This is a genomic window from Lacticaseibacillus manihotivorans DSM 13343 = JCM 12514 (assembly GCF_001435035.1).
In the GTDB taxonomy this organism is placed as follows: domain Bacteria; phylum Bacillota; class Bacilli; order Lactobacillales; family Lactobacillaceae; genus Lacticaseibacillus; species Lacticaseibacillus manihotivorans.
Map to the genome: position 1 here is coordinate 1 of NZ_AZEU01000149.1, position 16,087 is coordinate 16,087.

General features: G+C 48.9%; 31 protein-coding genes. 2 read left to right on the plus strand and 29 right to left on the minus strand.

From position 1 onward, the window contains the following. Nucleotides 1-275: 275 nt before the first annotated feature. The 29 genes from rplQ to rpsJ form a co-directional block, all read right to left on the minus strand. On the minus strand, nt 276-656 hold the full coding sequence (gene rplQ / locus FD01_RS08480) for a 50S ribosomal protein L17 (protein ID WP_054717715.1): 381 nt from the start codon (nt 654-656) through the stop codon (nt 276-278). 25 nt (nt 657-681) lie between these two features. Beyond that, nucleotides 682-1,620 (minus strand): DNA-directed RNA polymerase subunit alpha, encoded by a 939-nt coding sequence (locus FD01_RS08485; RefSeq protein WP_054717712.1) that lies wholly within the window; start codon nt 1,618-1,620, stop codon nt 682-684. A 74-nt stretch (nt 1,621-1,694) separates the two neighbouring features. Next, nucleotides 1,695-2,084 carry a 30S ribosomal protein S11 gene (rpsK, locus tag FD01_RS08490; protein ID WP_054717709.1) on the minus strand — a complete coding sequence of 130 codons (390 nt, stop codon included), beginning with the start codon at nt 2,082-2,084 and terminating at the stop codon, nt 1,695-1,697. Between the two features lie 25 nt (nt 2,085-2,109). Next, entirely contained in the window at nt 2,110-2,475 is a 366-nt protein-coding gene (rpsM, locus tag FD01_RS08495; protein WP_054717706.1) for a 30S ribosomal protein S13, read from the minus strand. A 32-nt stretch (nt 2,476-2,507) separates the two neighbouring features. Beyond that, a complete protein-coding gene (rpmJ, locus tag FD01_RS08500; RefSeq protein ID WP_003567518.1) occupies nt 2,508-2,624 on the minus strand; it encodes a 50S ribosomal protein L36 in 117 nt (38 codons plus the stop codon). A 48-nt stretch (nt 2,625-2,672) separates the two neighbouring features. Further along, complete coding sequence (infA, locus tag FD01_RS08505; protein ID WP_054717703.1) at nt 2,673-2,891, minus strand: translation initiation factor IF-1; 219 nt, start codon at nt 2,889-2,891, stop codon at nt 2,673-2,675. 136 nt (nt 2,892-3,027) lie between these two features. After that, nucleotides 3,028-3,684 carry an adenylate kinase gene (locus tag FD01_RS08510; RefSeq protein WP_054717700.1) on the minus strand — a complete coding sequence of 219 codons (657 nt, stop codon included), beginning with the start codon at nt 3,682-3,684 and terminating at the stop codon, nt 3,028-3,030. Between the two features lie 114 nt (nt 3,685-3,798). Then, nucleotides 3,799-5,106 carry a preprotein translocase subunit SecY gene (gene secY / locus FD01_RS08515; RefSeq protein ID WP_056963716.1) on the minus strand — a complete coding sequence of 436 codons (1,308 nt, stop codon included), beginning with the start codon at nt 5,104-5,106 and terminating at the stop codon, nt 3,799-3,801. After that, a complete protein-coding gene (gene rplO, locus FD01_RS08520) occupies nt 5,106-5,546 on the minus strand; it encodes a 50S ribosomal protein L15 (protein ID WP_054717697.1) in 441 nt (146 codons plus the stop codon). The genes secY and rplO overlap by 1 nt, the downstream gene beginning before the upstream one ends. 25 nt (nt 5,547-5,571) lie before the next feature. Beyond that, nucleotides 5,572-5,757 (minus strand): 50S ribosomal protein L30, encoded by a 186-nt coding sequence (gene rpmD / locus FD01_RS08525; protein ID WP_054717694.1) that lies wholly within the window; start codon nt 5,755-5,757, stop codon nt 5,572-5,574. An 11-nt stretch (nt 5,758-5,768) separates the two neighbouring features. Continuing rightward, complete coding sequence (gene rpsE, locus FD01_RS08530) at nt 5,769-6,272, minus strand: 30S ribosomal protein S5 (RefSeq protein WP_054717691.1); 504 nt, start codon at nt 6,270-6,272, stop codon at nt 5,769-5,771. Between the two features lie 22 nt (nt 6,273-6,294). Continuing rightward, the gene (rplR, locus tag FD01_RS08535; protein WP_125709064.1) at nt 6,295-6,648 is read right to left on the minus strand and encodes a 50S ribosomal protein L18; all 354 of its coding nucleotides are present in this window, start codon (nt 6,646-6,648) and stop codon (nt 6,295-6,297) included. Nucleotides 6,649-6,678: 30 nt separating this feature from the next. Next, nucleotides 6,679-7,209, minus strand: a complete 531-nt coding sequence (gene rplF / locus FD01_RS08540; protein ID WP_056963718.1) for a 50S ribosomal protein L6 — start codon at nt 7,207-7,209, stop codon at nt 6,679-6,681. Between the two features lie 24 nt (nt 7,210-7,233). Beyond that, a complete protein-coding gene (gene rpsH, locus FD01_RS08545; RefSeq protein ID WP_054717683.1) occupies nt 7,234-7,632 on the minus strand; it encodes a 30S ribosomal protein S8 in 399 nt (132 codons plus the stop codon). A gap of 30 nt (nt 7,633-7,662) precedes the next feature. Then, nucleotides 7,663-7,848, minus strand: a complete 186-nt coding sequence (locus FD01_RS15730; protein ID WP_054717680.1) for a type Z 30S ribosomal protein S14 — start codon at nt 7,846-7,848, stop codon at nt 7,663-7,665. Nucleotides 7,849-7,861: 13 nt separating this feature from the next. After that, nucleotides 7,862-8,404: a 50S ribosomal protein L5 gene (rplE, locus tag FD01_RS08550; RefSeq protein ID WP_054717677.1), complete on the minus strand. Its 543-nt coding sequence runs from the start codon at nt 8,402-8,404 to the stop codon at nt 7,862-7,864. 21 nt (nt 8,405-8,425) lie between these two features. Further along, complete coding sequence (rplX, locus tag FD01_RS08555) at nt 8,426-8,737, minus strand: 50S ribosomal protein L24 (protein ID WP_054717676.1); 312 nt, start codon at nt 8,735-8,737, stop codon at nt 8,426-8,428. Nucleotides 8,738-8,751: 14 nt separating this feature from the next. After that, the gene (gene rplN / locus FD01_RS08560) at nt 8,752-9,120 is read right to left on the minus strand and encodes a 50S ribosomal protein L14 (RefSeq protein WP_054717673.1); all 369 of its coding nucleotides are present in this window, start codon (nt 9,118-9,120) and stop codon (nt 8,752-8,754) included. A 33-nt stretch (nt 9,121-9,153) separates the two neighbouring features. Next, nucleotides 9,154-9,417, minus strand: coding sequence for a 30S ribosomal protein S17 (rpsQ, locus tag FD01_RS08565; protein ID WP_054717670.1), 264 nt, complete (start codon nt 9,415-9,417; stop codon nt 9,154-9,156). 18 nt (nt 9,418-9,435) lie between these two features. Further along, nucleotides 9,436-9,630 carry a 50S ribosomal protein L29 gene (gene rpmC / locus FD01_RS08570; protein WP_054717668.1) on the minus strand — a complete coding sequence of 65 codons (195 nt, stop codon included), beginning with the start codon at nt 9,628-9,630 and terminating at the stop codon, nt 9,436-9,438. Then, nucleotides 9,620-10,054 carry a 50S ribosomal protein L16 gene (rplP, locus tag FD01_RS08575; RefSeq protein WP_056963720.1) on the minus strand — a complete coding sequence of 145 codons (435 nt, stop codon included), beginning with the start codon at nt 10,052-10,054 and terminating at the stop codon, nt 9,620-9,622. Before rplP ends, rpmC begins: the two co-directional genes overlap by 11 nt. 3 nt (nt 10,055-10,057) lie before the next feature. Next, nucleotides 10,058-10,717, minus strand: coding sequence for a 30S ribosomal protein S3 (gene rpsC, locus FD01_RS08580; protein ID WP_054717662.1), 660 nt, complete (start codon nt 10,715-10,717; stop codon nt 10,058-10,060). A gap of 13 nt (nt 10,718-10,730) precedes the next feature. Beyond that, complete coding sequence (gene rplV / locus FD01_RS08585; protein WP_054717659.1) at nt 10,731-11,084, minus strand: 50S ribosomal protein L22; 354 nt, start codon at nt 11,082-11,084, stop codon at nt 10,731-10,733. 17 nt (nt 11,085-11,101) lie between these two features. Next, nucleotides 11,102-11,383 carry a 30S ribosomal protein S19 gene (rpsS, locus tag FD01_RS08590; protein WP_054717656.1) on the minus strand — a complete coding sequence of 94 codons (282 nt, stop codon included), beginning with the start codon at nt 11,381-11,383 and terminating at the stop codon, nt 11,102-11,104. A gap of 32 nt (nt 11,384-11,415) precedes the next feature. Then, nucleotides 11,416-12,255: a 50S ribosomal protein L2 gene (gene rplB, locus FD01_RS08595; RefSeq protein ID WP_054717653.1), complete on the minus strand. Its 840-nt coding sequence runs from the start codon at nt 12,253-12,255 to the stop codon at nt 11,416-11,418. A 32-nt stretch (nt 12,256-12,287) separates the two neighbouring features. Further along, a complete protein-coding gene (rplW, locus tag FD01_RS08600; RefSeq protein WP_056963722.1) occupies nt 12,288-12,572 on the minus strand; it encodes a 50S ribosomal protein L23 in 285 nt (94 codons plus the stop codon). After that, nucleotides 12,572-13,192, minus strand: a complete 621-nt coding sequence (gene rplD, locus FD01_RS08605; protein WP_056963724.1) for a 50S ribosomal protein L4 — start codon at nt 13,190-13,192, stop codon at nt 12,572-12,574. Before rplD ends, rplW begins: the two co-directional genes overlap by 1 nt. 24 nt (nt 13,193-13,216) lie before the next feature. Then, a complete protein-coding gene (rplC, locus tag FD01_RS08610) occupies nt 13,217-13,849 on the minus strand; it encodes a 50S ribosomal protein L3 (RefSeq protein WP_054717651.1) in 633 nt (210 codons plus the stop codon). Between the two features lie 23 nt (nt 13,850-13,872). Further along, a complete protein-coding gene (rpsJ, locus tag FD01_RS08615; RefSeq protein ID WP_054717647.1) occupies nt 13,873-14,181 on the minus strand; it encodes a 30S ribosomal protein S10 in 309 nt (102 codons plus the stop codon). Nucleotides 14,182-14,526: 345 nt separating this feature from the next. On the opposite strand from rpsJ, the gene FD01_RS08620 reads away from it, so the two are divergent. Both FD01_RS08620 and FD01_RS08625 read left to right on the plus strand, forming a co-directional pair. Then, a complete protein-coding gene (locus FD01_RS08620; RefSeq protein ID WP_054717644.1) occupies nt 14,527-15,075 on the plus strand; it encodes a cysteine hydrolase family protein in 549 nt (182 codons plus the stop codon). Nucleotides 15,076-15,147: 72 nt separating this feature from the next. After that, a complete protein-coding gene (locus tag FD01_RS08625) occupies nt 15,148-16,020 on the plus strand; it encodes a DegV family protein (RefSeq protein WP_056963726.1) in 873 nt (290 codons plus the stop codon). The last annotated feature ends 67 nt before the right edge of the window (nt 16,021-16,087 follow it).

Sequence of the window (16,087 nt, forward strand, 5' to 3'; positions counted from 1 at the left end):
CTATGAGTCCTTTTTCTTGCACTTATCATCTTGCACTTAAATTGTAAATCAAAGGTACAAAAAAAATCATTCAATGATGGAGACACCAGTTACCTGGTGCTCGCAAGCTAGACTAAGCTATCACACATGGGATAGCCACCATCTCAAACGCTCCATCGATCAAATGACCAAAGTGTTGTGGCCACGAGGGTCACAACGGTTTTGAAAAGGTGATCACCGTTGCCGGCGAATCACTTAATGTTAATGGTGCTAGGAAGACCCAGCGAATCGATGAATTAAACTAATTCAAGGATAACCATTGGGGCTGCATCGCCGCGGCGAGGTGCAGTCTTCAGAATGCGGGTGTAACCACCATTGCGTTCTGCGTAGCGAGGGGCAACGTCTGCGAACAATTTCTGCAATGCAGATTGAACCACAACCGTGTCGCCATCTTCTTTAACATCAGCGATCTCGTTGCGCAAGTATGCTGCGGCTTGACGACGTGCGTGCAAGTCGCCGCGCTTACCAAGCGTGATCATCTTTTCAGCGGTGGAGCGAACTTCCTTAGCGCGGGCTTCGGTAGTCGTGATCCGTTCATGGATCAAAAGATCCGTGGTGAGATCGCGAAGCAAAGCCTTACGTTGGGAGCTAGTCCGGCCTAATTTACGGTAACTCATGAGTGTTTTGCCTCCTTTTTACAGATTAGTCTTCGGTGCGCAGGCCTAAGCCAAGGTCGCTAAGCTTATTCTTAACTTCCTCAAGTGACTTACGACCTAAGTTGCGGACCTTCATCATATCGGCTTCTGTTTTGTTAGTCAGCTCTTGCACGGTGTTGATGCCAGCGCGCTTCAAGCAGTTGTAAGAACGAACAGACAAGTCGAGCTCTTCGATGGTCATCTCAAGCATCTTTTCCTTGTGAGTTTCTTCCTTTTCAACCATGATTTCAGCGTTCTTGGCTTCATCCGTCAAGTTGACGAAAATATCCAGATGCTCGGTGAGGATCTTCGCAGCTAAGCTGATCGCTTCACGCGGATTGATCGAACCATTGGTCCAAACATCCAACGTCAGCTTGTCGAAGTCGTTACGCCGGCCAACTCGGGTGCTTTCGACTTGATAGTTGACCCGACTGATTGGGGTGAAAATCGAGTCGATCGGCAAAACCCCGATTGGCATGTCATCGACTTTATTTTGATCAGCTGCCACATACCCGCGGCCGGTTTTGACCGTCATCCGGACGTGGAAGCGACCCCCTTCTGCAACCGTACAAATGTACTGCTCAGGATTGAGCACCTCGACATCACTATCAGAAACGATGTCTGCAGCCGTAACGGTGGCTGGGCCGGCTACGTCGATTTCGACCGTCTTGTCTTCATCTGTGTTCATCTTCAAAGCAAGCTTTTTGATGTTCAAGATGATTTGGGTCACGTCTTCAAGCACACCATCGATGGTGGAGAACTCATGGAGTACCCCATCGATTTGGATGTTGCTGACGGCTGCCCCAGGCAATGAGGACAAAAGGATCCGCCGTAGCGAATTGCCCAGTGTGGTGCCATAGCCGCGTTCGAGCGGTTCTACGACAAACTTACCGTAGTTGGTGCTTTCGTCAACTTTGGTGATGTTTGGCTTTTCAAATTCGATCATCTAAGTCTGTACCCCTTTCAAAACGAGAAGTGAAGTTTTGTTTACCTGGCCATAACAAGGCCGCAGGGTAACAATTAAACACGACGACGCTTTGGAGGACGAGAGCCGTTATGTGGCACTGGGGTGACGTCGCGGATCGCGGTCACTTCAAGGCCAGTCGCTTGAAGGGAACGGATCGCAGCTTCACGGCCGGAACCTGGGCCCTTAACAGAGACTTCAACGGACTTCATGCCATGTTCCATGGATTCCTTTGCTGCGGCTTCAGCGGCCATTTGGGCTGCGAAAGGCGTAGACTTACGGGAGCCCTTGAAACCAAGAGCGCCAGCAGAAGACCAAGCAATCGCGTTACCGCGAGGGTCGGTGATCATGACCAGCGTGTTGTTGAAAGTTGAGTGGATATGAGCCACACCAGATTCAACGTTCTTACGAACTCGACGCTTACGAGTTGTTTTACGTGCTGCCATCGGGATGTATTCCTCCTTTACCTAATTATTTCTTTTTACCGGCAATGGTAGTTTTCTTACCTTTGCGGGTGCGTGCGTTGTTCTTGGTGTTTTGACCACGAACAGGCAAGCCACGACGATGACGGATCCCACGATAGGAACCGATTTCCATCAGACGTTTGATGTTCAAGTTAACTTCACGACGAAGATCGCCTTCAACCTTGACTTTGTCAACGGCTGCGCGGATCTTGTCTTCTTGATCTGGGGTGAGGTCTTCTTGGCGGACGTTTTCTGGAACGCCGGCTTCAGCCAGGATCTTTTGAGCGGTGGTCTTGCCAATACCGAAGATATAGGTCAAGGCGATTACGATTTGCTTACCACGTGGTAAGTCGACACCTGCGATACGAACCATACGATGGACACCTCCTAATATAGTAGTTTAGATTAACCTTGGCGTTGCTTGTGTTTCGGGTTTGCAGAGCAAATGATCATGACGCGGCCTTTGCGGCGTACGACTTTGCAGTGCTCGCACATCTTTTTGACGGATGGACGTACTTTCATTGTAAATAGCCTCCTCTAAGGATTCGTGAGCTCACTAACTGCTGGCAATTACTTGAAACGGTAAGTGATGCGGCCTTTGGTCAAGTCGTATGGCGATAATTCAACCGTCACGCGGTCGCCAGGCAGAATGCGGATGTAGTGCATCCGGATCTTCCCAGAGACATGCGCCAAAATGGTCGCGCCGTTTTCAAGTTCGACTTTAAACATCGCGTTGGGTAAAGTATCCACCACGGTGCCTTGAATTTCAATTACATCGTCTTTTGCCACTAAATAATTCCTCCTAAAATTCTGGAACACAACGTGCGAAAAGGGTGAGGCCAAGGGCACTCACCGCACATACCGCGATATTGTACCACATAATTTATGCGTTGACCAGACCGGATCGTGCAAAAGACGAAGTCATCTACTTTGCAACTGCGGCCAGGATCTTTTTGATTTCGGCGAAAACCAAGTCGATATCTTGGTCACCATTGACGGTGTACAAGAGATTGCGCTGCTTGTAGAAGTCCAGCAATGGTGTGTTCATTTCGATGTTTACTTTGAGGCGGTTCTTGACCGTTGCTGGCTTGTCGTCGTCACGTTGGAAGAATTCGTGGCCACCGCAGTTATCACAAGTCCCTTCAACCTTGGTTGGGTTGTAGATCTTGTGGTAAGTAGCGCCACAGTTCTTACAAATGTAGCGACCAGACAAGCGTTCGATCAACTTCTCAGGGGCAACATCGATATTGATCACGGCATCAACTGGCTTGTTGATGTCAGCTGTCAAAGTTTCCAGCGCTTCTGCTTGCGCAATGGTGCGAGGGAAACCGTCGAGCATGTAACCAGCATCAGTATCTGGCTTAGCTAAGCGTTCCTTCACGATACCAACAGTTACTTCGTCTGGGACGAGGGAACCTGCATCCATAAAGGCTTTGGCTTTTTGGCCAAGTTCAGTACCGGCAGCCATAGCTGCGCGGAACATGTCACCAGTAGAAATGTGAGCGATCGGATAAGCTTGTTCGATGCGCTCTGCTTGAGTGCCTTTACCAGCACCAGGAAGTCCCATTAAAATGAGATTCATTGGATTTGCCTCCGTTGATTGGCAGAGGGAAGTTAGCCGGTTGGCCATATTCCCGCTACCATTATCGTTTACTCGTCGAGCTGATTGACGCAACAGCGCCGATCAGCTCTGGGGTTAGTCTTTGATCAAGTCGCCTTGGATGAAGCCGACGTATTCGCGCTTCATCAGCAACCCATTCAACTGCCGAACTAATTCGATGGCCGTCATCACGACGATCAACAAGCTAGTCCCACCCAGCCCGATGGATTGTGGCAGGTTCCAAAGCATTGAAGCCAATTGTGGCAACAAGGCGATGACCCCTAAGAACAATGCACCGACTGTGGACAGTCGCATCAAGAGACCAGACAAATACTTTTCAGTCTCTTTACCTGGCCAAACGCCAGGAATGTAACTTCCTTGCTTGGTCAAGTTCTCGGCGACTTTTTCAGGGTTGACCTGAACAAAGGCGTAAAAGAACGTGAACAAGACGATCAAGACGGTGTAAACCGCGATCCCAGCAGGCTTTTGCATGCTGAAGATGTTGGTCATGATCTGATACCAGGTATCTTCAGAGTGGTTCGCCTGGAAAGCCATCAAAATGGTTTGCGGCGTCACAATGAAGGAACTGGCAAAGATCACTGGGATAACCCCAGCAACGTTGACTTTCAACGGCAAGTAAGAATTACTCCCCGCTGCCGTCACCCGGCGCGTGTATTGGATCGGGATCTTACGGTTGGCTTGTTGAACCCAAGTCACAAAGGTAACGACCAACAACACAATGACAACCAATGCCACTAAGAACAATGCCCCAGTTAACTTATCGTTGTTATTGGTGATGTTGTCTTGCCAAAGTTCTTGGATCCCACTTGGTAGCCGCGCAATGATCCCGGCAAAAATGATCATGGACACGCCGTTGCCGACGCCTTTGTCTGTGATCTGTTCACCCATCCAAGTCAGGAGCATCGTGCCCCCAGTGAGGATGATACCGATGGTGACATAAGTCTGAATCGTCGGATTTTTAACTAAGCCCAACGAGCTTAACTGCTGGAAACCAGCGGTAATGCCGATGGCTTGGAAAAACCCGAGGAAAATGGTCAAGTAACGCGTGACTTGGTTCAGCTTGCGTCGCCCGACTTCCCCTTGTTTGCTCCATTCAACAAACTTCGGCACGATATCCATTTGGAGCAATTGGATAACGATTTGAGCCGTGATGTATGGTGAAACCCCCATCGAGAAAATCGAGTAGTTCGACAACCCGCCCCCACTGACTGTATCCAGCAGTGGAATCAGGCCGGTTGCGCTGATGTTCGTCAAAGCCTTCGCATCAACGCCAGGAACCGAGATCTGCGCGCCTAACCGATAAACCAGCAAAACGCCTAAGGTGAACAAGATCTTATTGCGGATCTCTTTGACCTTGAGCGCGTTTTTGAGGGTTTTCAGCATTAGATCACCTCAATAGAACCGCCTGCTGCTTCGATTGCTGCTTGAGCAGCTGCGGAGAATTTGTCAACTTTGACGTTTAACTTCTTCTCCAACTTACCGTTAGCCAGTAACTTGATACCGTCTTTTTCGTTTTTAACTAAGCCGGCTTCAACCAACACGGTGTTGGTGATTTCTTGGCCGTCTTCAAAACGGTTCAAGTCGTTGACGTTCACAACGGCATAAACTTTGCGGTTGATGTTGTTGAAACCGCGTTTTGGCATACGACGGAACAATGGCATTTGGCCACCTTCAAAACCCAAACGAGTCTTGCCGCCTTGACGCGCCAATTGGCCCTTTTGACCTTTACCAGCGGTTTTACCTTGGCCGCTAGAAGTCCCACGGCCAAGACGCTTACCGTGTTGGCGGGAACCTGCAGGGGCTTGTAATTCATGCAACTTCATGCTTGGCACCTCCTTGTGATGATTTTTAGTCTTTGATTTCTTCTACGGATACCAGATGAGAGATCTGGAAGATCGCACCACGAGTAGCGGCGTTATCAGGCTTGATAACTGAGCTGGAGATGCGGCCAAGGCCGAGTTCCTTGACGATTTTGCGTTGCTTAGGCAGGCGGTGTACGGCACTACGAGTCAACGTAATTTTCAATTGAGCCATAATGTGTCCTCCTAGTCTTTCAAGTGAGATGCAGAAACGCCGCGCAAGTCTGCAACCATTTCGACAGTCTTCAATTGCTTGAGACCTTCGACAGTGGCGCGGATCATGTTGATTGGCGTGTTGCGGCCAAGGGACTTGGAGGTAACATCGCTGATACCTGCAAGTTCCATAACGGCACGGACAGCGCCGCCAGCAGCGACCCCAGAACCTTCAACAGCAGGCTTGAGTAAAACCTTGCCGGCGCCGAAGTGACCGATCACTTCATGCGGGATCGTGGTACCAACGATAGGTACTTCGATCAAGTTCTTTTGCGCGTCATCAACCGCTTTGCGGATAGCTTCTGGAACTTCTTGGGCTTTACCAGTACCGAAGCCAACGTGACCATGCTTGTCACCGACGATCGCGATAGCTGCAAAACGCAGACGACGACCACCTTTAACAACTTTGGTGACCCGGTTGATCGCAACAACGCGATCTTCTAAGTCCAATTGGGATGGATCAATATATGATGCCATGTGGTGTTTATCCTCCTTTGTATTAGAATTCGAGGCCGTTTTCACGTGCTGCTTCAGCTAAAGCTTGCACGCGACCATGGTAGAGATAACCACCACGATCAAAGACGACGACTTTATGACCGGCAGCAACGGCACGTTGAGCAACCAAGGCGCCAACTTTGGCAGCTTGTTCAGTCTTAGTACCTGTTACTTCTGAATCAAGAGAGGAGGCACTTGCTAACGTCACACCCGCTACGTCATCAATTAATTGCGCGTAGATGTTTGTATTAGAACGGAAAATGTTCAAGCGTGGGCGTTCGCTCGTACCAGAAATCTTACCCCGGACACGTGCGTGACGCCGTTGCCGAGTTTTGTTTTTATCTGGCTTGGAAATCACAATATTCACCTCTTAATGTTGACTTAGAAACTACTTACCAGTCTTACCTTCCTTACGACGAACAACTTCATCGACGTAACGAATACCTTTACCTTTGTAAGGTTCAGGGGCACGGACGGCACGGACTACCGCAGCAAATTGACCAACAACTTGCTTGGAGATCCCGCTGATGTTGATTTCGGTGTTGCTAGGAACATCGAATTCGACGCCTTTAGGGGCTTCCATCTCAACGGGATGGGAGTAGCCGACGTTTAAGACCAGCTTAGCGCCTTGCTTTTGAGCACGGTAACCAACACCGACCAACTTCAACTGCTTGGTGAAACCTTGGGAAACACCAAGGATCATGTTGTTCAAGTTGGCACGCATGGTACCATGCAAAGCCTTGTAAGAGTCATCTGGGCGAGTGAAAGAAATTTCATTGCCTTCTTGACTCATCTTGATTTCTGGGACAAAAGTACGAGTTAATTCGCCCTTAGGCCCCTTAACGGTGATGTTGTCGCCATCTTGCTTAACTTCAACGCCAGCAGGGACGGTGATAACTTTATTACCAATACGACTCAAGGTAGTACCTCCTGTTAATGTGTATTACCAGACGTAAGCGAGCACTTCGCCGCCGACGTTCTTGGCACGAGCATCCTTATCGGTGATAACACCTTCGGATGTAGAGATGATGGCAATACCAAGACCATTTAAGACCTTTGGCACTGCATCAGCTTTAACGTAAGAACGCAAGCCTGGCTTGGAGATACGCTTCAAACCAGAAATCACGCGTTCGTTGTTCTTCCCATACTTGAGGAAGATGCGAATGATACCTTGCTTGTCGTCTTCAATGACTTCGTAGTCACGGATGAAGCCTTCAGCTTTAAGGATCTCGCTAATGTCTTTTTTCATCTTAGATGCAGGAACCACCAGAGATTCGTGACGCACCATGTTGGCGTTACGGATCCGGGTCAAGTAATCTGCGATTGGATCGGTCAGGACCATTGATTTAACCTCCTTTTAACTTGGTAGTGTTTACCAGCTAGCCTTGCGCATACCAGGAATTTGGCCGGCATGGGCTAATTCACGAAGGCAAATCCGGCAGAGCTTGAATTTACGATATACGGAATGTGGACGGCCACAACGTTGGCAGCGAGTGTATTCTTGCACTGCGAACTTTGCAGGCCGGTTGTTCTTGACGATCATTGACTTCTTAGCCAAGTGTAACCCTCCTTTATTTAGCGAATGGCATCCCGACTTGCGTAAGCAATTCGAGTGCTTCTTCATCAGTGTTCGCGGTCGTAACGATGACAACATCCAACCCACGGACGTGGTTTACTTTATCGTAATCCACTTCAGGGAAGATCAGTTGTTCTTTAACACCCAAGGTATAGTTACCGCGGCCGTCGAAGGACTTTGCGGAGATACCATGGAAGTCGCGGACACGAGGCAAGGAGACGTTGATCAACTTGTCCAAGAAATCATACATGCGTTCGCCACGTAAAGTGACTTTGGCGCCGATAGGCATACCTTCACGCAAGCGGAAGTTCGCGATGGACTTCTTAGCTTTAGTGATCAAAGGTTGTTGGCCAGAGATCAACTTCAGTTCTTCAACAGCTTCGTCAAGGTTTTTGGCGTTTTGAGTCGCATCGCCGACACCCATGTTCAGCACGATCTTTTCGATCTTAGGTGCTTGCATGGAAGACTTGTAGCTGAACTTTTCGATCAAGCTAGGGGCGATTTCCTTGGTGTAGCGTTCTTGTAAACGGTTCGTCATTGCAGTATTGTCCTCCCTTCGTTATTTTTCGAGTGCGGCGCCGGACTTCTTGGCGATGCGCACTTTTTTGCCGTCCTTGATTTCTACGCCGGTACGGCTTGGCTTGTTGGATTCAGGATCCAGCAACATCACGTTAGAAACGTGGATAGCTGCTTCAACGTCCACGATGCCGCCTTGAGGGTTGGCATTGCTTGGCTTTTGGTGCTTCTTGACAATGTTCACGCCTTCGACGATCACTTTGTCCGCTTTGAGAAGCACTTTGGTTACGGTACCTTCTTTGCCAGCGTCTTTACCACGCATGACACGTACCTTATCACCAGTCTTGATTTTCATGCTTGCACCTCCTCTTACAGAACTTCAGGAGCCAAGGACACGATCTTCATGAAGTCACCGTCACGCAGTTCACGTGCAACGGGGCCAAAGATACGAGTGCCTTTAGGGCTCTTGTCGGCGTTGATGATCACAGCAGCGTTCTCATCGAACTTGATGTAAGAACCGTCTGCACGACGCGCACCAGACTTGGTACGGACGATAACAGCCTTCACAACATCAGCTTTTTTGACAACGCCACCTGGTGTAGCTTGTTTTACAGTAGCCACAACGATATCGCCAATGTTACCGGTCTTGCGGAATGAACCGCCAAGTACCTTGATCACGAGCAATTCGCGGGCGCCAGAGTTGTCCGCCACTTTAAGACGACTTTCTTGTTGAATCACGGGGTAGGTCCTCCTTTCGTCACTATACGATTATTAAATACGAACAGCCTTTTCGACAACGTTCAATAAACGGAAACGCTTGTTGCGTGACAAAGGACGAGTTTCCATGATGCGAACCACGTCGCCAGTGTGAGCGGCGTTATCTTCATCATGTGCGTAGTAACGCTTCGAATACTTAACACGCTTGCCGTAGACAGGGTGTGTCTTGGTCGTGGAAACTTCGACGGTGATGGTTTTGTCCATCTTGTCGGAAACCACAGTACCTTGATAGACTTTACGAGAATTGCGTTCAGCCAATGGTATGTCTCCTTTCCGTTATTTGTTGTCTTGAGCCTGACGAAGGACCGTCTTGATACGCGCAATGTTCTTACGAACTTGCTTCAAGCGGGCGGTGTTTTCAAGCTGGCCAGTCGCTTGTTGGAAGCGCAGGTTGAACAGCTCTTCTTTATACTGCTTTTCTTTGTCGAGCATTTCAGCAGTGGACAATGCGGTAATGTCTTTAGCCTTCATTAGTTTGCGCACCTGCTTCCTCACGAGTGATGATCTTAGTACGAACAGGGAGTTTGTTTGATGCTAAGCGCAAAGCTTCCTTTGCAACTTCTTCCGGCACGCCGGCAACTTCAAACATAACCTTTTCGCGTTTTACGACTGCAACCCAGCCATCAGGTGTCCCTTTACCATTACCCATACGTACGCCGACACCTTTAGAAGTGTAGGACTTTTGTGGGAAAATACGGATCCAGGTCTTCCCACCACGTTTCATGTAACGGGTCATAGCAACACGGGCAGCTTCGATTTGGCGGTTGGAGATCCAAGAGGATTCCAGGGCTTGTAAACCGAATTCGCCAAAGGCAACATATTTGCCGCCTTTAGCAGCACCACGCATCTTCCCACGGAATTCGCGACGGTGCTTAACACGCTTAGGAACTAACATGGATTATTTGCCTCCCTTCGCAGAACGGTTTGGCTTGTCTGGTAAGATTTCACCACGGTTGATCCAAGTCTTGATGCCGATTTGGCCGTAAGTCGTGGTTGCTTCTTCCCAAGCATAGTCGATATCGGCACGTAAGGTGTGCAATGGCACAGTGCCTTCAGTGTAATGTTCGCGACGAGCAATATCAGCACCGTTCAAACGGCCAGCAGCTTGGGTTTTGATGCCCTTAGCGCCAGAACGCATGGTGCGTTGCATTGCTTGTTTCATCGCGCGACGGAATGCAACACGTTGTTCGAGTTGAGCAGCAATGCTCAAGCCAACCAAGTGGGCATCCAAGTCAGGTTTTTTGATTTCAACAATGTTGATGTGAACCTTGCGGCCAGTCAAGTTGTTGAGTTCAGTGCGCAAAGCTTCAACTTCAGCGCCACCCTTACCAATCACCATACCAGGCTTGGCAGTGTGGATAGAGATGTTGACGCGGTTTGCCGCACGTTCGATTTCGATAGTAGAAACGGAGGCATCAGCGAGCTTCTTGTTGATAAAAGCCCGGATCTTGATGTCTTCGTGTAAGAATGTGGCAAAATCTTTTTCAGCATACCACTTAGATTCCCAGTCGTGAATGACGCCAACACGGAAACCCTTAGGATTAATCTTTTGTCCCACGCTTTATCCCTCCTTATGCTTCTTTTTCGGAGACGACCACAGTAACGTGGCTCGTCCGCTTGTTGATTGGTGATGCACTACCTTTGGCACGAGGACGGAACCGCTTGAGGGTTGGGCCTTCGTTAACGTATGCTTCGGAAACATACAAGTTTTGTGCATCTAAGTCAAAGTTGTGTTCTGCGTTTGCAATAGCAGACTTGAGCACCTTGGTAACGACTTCAGCCGCACCGTTTGGGGTGAATTCAAGAATAGCTAATGCTTCAGCAACGTCGCGACCGCGAATCAAGTCGATGACCAGGCGGGCCTTACGAGCAGCGATCCGCACGGTCTTAGCCGTAGCTTTAGCAGAAGTAATTGTTTCAGCCATGTATGATGCGCTCCTTTCTAGCGAGCCTTGGTTTTCTTATCGTCGGTGGCGTGCCCACGGAAAGTACGAGTTGGGACAAATTCGCCTAACTTGTGACCGACCATGTCTTCAGAAATGAAAACTGGGACGTGTTTACGACCATCGTATACGGCGATGGTGTAACCGATGAAACTTGGGAAAATGGTGGAACGGCGAGACCAAGTCTTGATGACTTGCTTCTTTTCGCTATCTGCCTGTGCTTCGATCTTCTTCATCAGATGAGCATCGGCAAAAGGTCCTTTTTTAAGACTGCGACCCATTATGTGACCTCCTTTATTCGGTGTGTTTCAGACTACTTCGTCTTACGATGACGAACGATGAACTTCTCAGACTTAGCCTTATGGTTACGAGTCTTCTTACCCAAGGTCTTCTTACCCCATGGAGATAATGGAGATGGACGACCAATTGGGGCTTTACCTTCACCACCACCATGTGGGTGATCGTTAGGGTTCATTACAGAACCACGAACCGTAGGACGGAAGCCTAACCAGCGCTTGCGGCCAGCTTTACCAATGCTGATCAGTTCGTGTTGTTCGTTACCAACAGCACCGATGGTAGCACGGTTAACAGCAAGGATCATGCGCACTTCGCCAGAAGCCAAACGCACAGTGACATATTTGCCATCATCGTTTTTACCTAACAATTGAGCAGAAGCACCGGCGGAACGAGCCAATTGGCCGCCTTTACCAGGCTTTAATTCAATGTTGTGGATGGTAGTCCCATCAGGGATGTTCTTTAATGGCAATGCGTTACCGACTTTGATATCAGTTTCTTCACCAGAAACGATCTTGTCGCCAACTTTTAAGCCTTTAGGTGCGAGGATGTAGGACTTGACCCCATCTTCGTAATGTAACAATGCAATGTTAGCGGTCCGGTTCGGATCGTATTCGATTGCTACTACCTTAGCAACGATACCGTCTTTTTGACGCTTGAAGTCGATAACACGGTAATGTTGTTTGTGACCGCCGCCACGATGACGAACGGTGATGTGACCATAGCTGTTACGGCCAGCAGTGTGACTTTGATCTTCCAGAAGAGTCTTTTCAGGGCGCTTCTTGGTGATTTCGGCGAAGTCGGAGCCGGACATGTTCCGGCGGCCGTTCGTCGTTGGCTTGTACTTGATAATCGCCACGAGTATTTCCTCCTATAAATGAATTTCTGGAACTAGTCTTCGAACAACTTGATTTCTTTAGAATCAGCTGTCAAAGTAACGATCGCCTTACGACGCTTGCGGGTGTAACCCACGAAGTTGCCTTGGCGCTTCTTTTTGCCGCGAACGTTGGCAATGTTGACACTAGCAACCTTGACGTCGAAGATTTCTTCAACGGCACGGCGCACAGCAGTTTTTTCTGTGTGCAAGGCAACTTCGAAGGTGTACTTCTTGTTGTCCATGCCGGCCATGGATTGTTCAGTCACGATCGGGCGTAAAATAATATCGCGTGCTTCCATTATGCGAGCGCCTCCTCAATCTTTTGGAGCGCAGATTGGGTCAAGATCAGTTTGTTGTATTTCACAACATCTAATACGTTGATCCCGTCTGCGGCAACAACTTTAACGTTTGGCAAGTTGCGAGCTGCTAAAGCGGCGTTGTCGTCACCATCTAAAACCACGAGGGCTTTTTCGGAAACTTTCAATGCGGCCAAGCTTTGAGCAAATGCCTTAGTCTTTGGTGCGTCGAATGCAAAAGCATCAACGACAACCAATGCGTTATCTAACACCTTTTGAGAAAGGACGGACTTGATTGCCAAGCGACGAACCTTCTTGTTGATGGTGTAGGAATATGAACGTGGATGTGGGCCAAAGACGATACCACCGCCACGCCATTGTGGGCTACGGATGGAACCTTGACGCGCACGACCAGTACCCTTTTGACGCCATGGTTTGCGACCACCACCAGAAACTTCGTGACGGTTCTTAACCTTAGAAGTACCTTGACGAAGGGAAGCACGTTGCATGATCACTGCGTCAAAGACGGCGTTTTCGTTGGGTTCGATTGCCCAGATCGCATCGTTTAAATCAACAGTGCCGTTTTCTGAGCCGTCTTGTTTGTATAAAGTAACGTTAGCCATTAGTTATTTTCCTCCCTTCTTGAATTACTTTGCTGATTTAACAGCGGTACGGATGATGACGTTAGACTTGTTAGCACCTGGGACGTTACCCTTGATGAGGATGACGTTGTGTTCTAAGTCTGCGGAAACAACCGTCAGATTTTGCATAGTGCGGGTGTGGTTACCCATGCGGCCAGGTAACTTCTTGCCTTTGAACACCTTGTTGATGATCGCGCCAAGAGAACCAGGACGACGATGGTAGCGAGAACCGTGGGCCATAGGACCGCGAGACTGACCATCTTTTTTAATGTTACCTTGATAACCGTGACCTTTGGAAGTACCAGTGACATCCACGATGTCGCCAGCTGCAAATTCGTCTGCTTTGACTTCTTTGCCTACTTCATATTCGCTAAGCGCTACATCACGGAGTTCCTTAATGAAGCGCTTAGGGGTTGTGTCAGCTTTTTTAGCATGACCAACGCTTGGCTTGTTGCTAAGGACTTCACGCTTGTCGCCATAGCCTAATTGCACTGCTTCGTAACCGTCAGATTCAACAGTCTTAACTTGCAATACAATGTTTGGGGTTACGTCAACAACTGTTACGGGAACAAGTTCGCCGTTGTCAGTGAAGACTTGCGTCATGCCAATTTTCTTACCTAAGATTCCTTTACGAGTCATGGTACACCTCCAATTCTTTAAAATTATAACTTGATTTCGATATCAACGCCGCTTGGCAAGTCGAGCTTCATTAAAGCATCAACTGTCTTAGGGGTTGGGTTAACAATGTCGATCAAACGCTTATGAGTGCGCATTTCGAATTGTTCACGCGAATCCTTGTACTTATGTGGGGAACGCAATACCGTGTAAAGAGTGCGTTCAGTTGGCAGCGGGATCGGACCTGAAATTTGTGCGCCAGTGCGCTTTGCAGTATCAACGATCTTGTCTGCGGATTGATCAAGAATCCGGTGTTCGTAGGCCTTAAGGCGAATACGAATTTTTTGTTTTGCCATTGTGTTACCTCCTTCGTCCATTATCATTTAGTAGACTAGCTCCGTGGGAATTCCCGACGCGCTGCCGTGGCAAAGCGGCCGGGCGTGTCGCAACCTCTCACATCCTCGCTTTTTGATTCACAGTGAACCAAAAGTGCATAGTAACCCGACTAGATTACACAGCACTTGACTAGTATACAAAAATCCCGCGACTAGCGCAAGAGTTTTCTGAATATTTATTTTCTTGTGACCGCGGTACGACGGGCTTCGTGGCGTTTTTCACATGAGTACCCCTTGTCTTGACTTTTGCCCTGCCACAGCGTATTCTCAAAGCAACCGATGTCGCAACGTACTAGGAGGTTGATTATGACAAAAGCATTATTGATCATCGATTACACCAATGACTTTGTAGCAGATTCAGGCGCCCTCACCTGTGGGGCAGTCGGGCAGGTTTTGCAACAGCCGATCGCAGACTTGGCGCAAAACTTCCTATTAAATGGTGACTTTGTTTATCTGCCGACAGACGTGCACACGCCGCATGACCCTTATCACCCAGAAGCCAAGCTGTTCCCACCGCATAATGTCCGCAACACCTGGGGCCGTGAATTATTTGGCGCTGTCGCGGATTGGTACGCGCAAAACGCTGACAACGATCACGTCCAATTGTTTGATAAAACGCGCTACTCGAGTTTTGCCGGCACGCCTTTGGATCTGTGGTTGCGCGAACGCCATATCGACGAACTGCATTTAACTGGGGTGTGCTCAGATATCTGCGTCTTACACACTGCCGTTGATGCGTATAACTTAAACTATCCGTTGGTGATCCACCAAGACGCCATTGCGACGTTCACCCCTGGTGGGCAAGAGTGGGCCTTGAATCACTTTAAGACGGTATTGAATGCCAAAGTGATTTAATTGCCGGTGTTCATTGTAAAAAGCGTGCGACTTGTTTACCATTAAAGGTATTCTAATGAAAGTTGGCCCGCTATGAGCAAGATCGCAATTGTTACCGACAGCACCGCCTATTTGACGCCTGACCAAATCAAAGGCCTGCCGATCCGCATCGTCACCACCCCATTGATCGTTGACGGCGAAACCTTTGAAGAAGGCGTCGACATCACGCCTGCGCAATTCTTTGCCAAAATGCGTGCCGCTTCAGACTTCCCGCATACCTCACAGCCACGCCTGGCTGACGTTTTAGCCATTCACAAAGATTTACTAGCGGAAGGGTATGACACGGTGATCAACATCTACCTTTCCAAAACGATATCTGGCATCAATGCCACCATCACCGCTGCCGCGCCTGAAATCGAAGGCCAACACGTGGTGGTGTATGATTCGCAGATCACCGTGATTTTAATGGGACAAATGGTGCTCACTGCCGGCCTGATGGCACAAGCTGGCGCCAGCTTAGATGAGATCATCGCGCGCTTAGATCAACTGCGCGCCTCAACCGATGAATACTTTATCGTCAACGACTTGATGCACTTAGTTCGCGGTGGGCGCTTGTCCAACACTGCTGGCATGCTTGGCAGTATGCTGCACATCAAGCCGCTGTTGACCTTTGATGACGAACACAAAATCGTCGTCTTTGAAAAGATCCGCACCTTAAATCGGGCCTCTGCTCGCGTGGAAGCTTTGTTTGCGGAAGCCCTTGAACAAGCCGACTACCCGATCAAAGCATGGGTGATCGATGCTGGTAACGAAACGCCCGCTGATCAATGGCAAGCAGAACTCCAAGAAAAATTCCCGCAAGCCAATATCGGCCGCTCCTTCTTCGGCCCTGCCATCACCACCCACATCGGTGAAAAAGCCATCGCCTTAGCTTGGATGCGTGACCCAGATCGTGACTCAAAATAAAAAAGCCTTCAATGCGATAATCCCTTTATGGTTGTCAGATGAAATACAATAATTCATCTGATGATTA

Bases quoted from the DNA above. Each gene is read 5' to 3' on its own strand.
- rpsM (WP_054717706.1), bottom strand. From the start codon at position 2,475: ATGGTTCGTATCGCAGGTGTCGACTTACCACGTGGTAAGCAAATCGTA.
- rpmD (WP_054717694.1), bottom strand. From the start codon at position 5,757: ATGGCTCAATTGAAAATTACGTTGACTCGTAGTGCCGTACACCGCCTG.
- rplP (WP_056963720.1), bottom strand. From the start codon at position 10,054: ATGTTAGTTCCTAAGCGTGTTAAGCACCGTCGCGAATTCCGTGGGAAG.
- rpsS (WP_054717656.1), bottom strand. From the start codon at position 11,383: ATGGGTCGCAGTCTTAAAAAAGGACCTTTTGCCGATGCTCATCTGATG.
- rpmJ (WP_003567518.1), bottom strand. From the start codon at position 2,624: ATGAAAGTACGTCCATCCGTCAAAAAGATGTGCGAGCACTGCAAAGTC.
- rplD (WP_056963724.1), bottom strand. From the start codon at position 13,192: ATGGCTAACGTTACTTTATACAAACAAGACGGCTCAGAAAACGGCACT.
- rplQ (WP_054717715.1), bottom strand. From the start codon at position 656: ATGAGTTACCGTAAATTAGGCCGGACTAGCTCCCAACGTAAGGCTTTG.
- secY (WP_056963716.1), bottom strand. From the start codon at position 5,106: ATGCTGAAAACCCTCAAAAACGCGCTCAAGGTCAAAGAGATCCGCAAT.
- rplX (WP_054717676.1), bottom strand. From the start codon at position 8,737: ATGAAAATCAAGACTGGTGATAAGGTACGTGTCATGCGTGGTAAAGAC.
- FD01_RS08620 (WP_054717644.1), top strand. From the start codon at position 14,527: ATGACAAAAGCATTATTGATCATCGATTACACCAATGACTTTGTAGCA.
- rplW (WP_056963722.1), bottom strand. From the start codon at position 12,572: ATGGAAGCACGCGATATTATTTTACGCCCGATCGTGACTGAACAATCC.
- FD01_RS08510 (WP_054717700.1), bottom strand. From the start codon at position 3,684: ATGAATCTCATTTTAATGGGACTTCCTGGTGCTGGTAAAGGCACTCAA.
- rplE (WP_054717677.1), bottom strand. From the start codon at position 8,404: ATGACGAACCGTTTACAAGAACGCTACACCAAGGAAATCGCCCCTAGC.
- rpsJ (WP_054717647.1), bottom strand. From the start codon at position 14,181: ATGGCAAAACAAAAAATTCGTATTCGCCTTAAGGCCTACGAACACCGG.
- rpsE (WP_054717691.1), bottom strand. From the start codon at position 6,272: ATGGCATCATATATTGATCCATCCCAATTGGACTTAGAAGATCGCGTT.
- rplC (WP_054717651.1), bottom strand. From the start codon at position 13,849: ATGACTCGTAAAGGAATCTTAGGTAAGAAAATTGGCATGACGCAAGTC.
- rpmC (WP_054717668.1), bottom strand. From the start codon at position 9,630: ATGAAGGCTAAAGACATTACCGCATTGTCCACTGCTGAAATGCTCGAC.
- FD01_RS08625 (WP_056963726.1), top strand. From the start codon at position 15,148: ATGAGCAAGATCGCAATTGTTACCGACAGCACCGCCTATTTGACGCCT.
- rplO (WP_054717697.1), bottom strand. From the start codon at position 5,546: ATGAAGTTGCATGAATTACAAGCCCCTGCAGGTTCCCGCCAACACGGT.
- FD01_RS08485 (WP_054717712.1), bottom strand. From the start codon at position 1,620: ATGATCGAATTTGAAAAGCCAAACATCACCAAAGTTGACGAAAGCACC.
- rpsH (WP_054717683.1), bottom strand. From the start codon at position 7,632: ATGGTCCTGACCGATCCAATCGCAGATTACTTGACCCGGATCCGTAAC.
- rpsK (WP_054717709.1), bottom strand. From the start codon at position 2,084: ATGGCAGCACGTAAAACAACTCGTAAGCGTCGAGTTCGTAAGAACGTT.
- rplV (WP_054717659.1), bottom strand. From the start codon at position 11,084: ATGGCTGAAACAATTACTTCTGCTAAAGCTACGGCTAAGACCGTGCGG.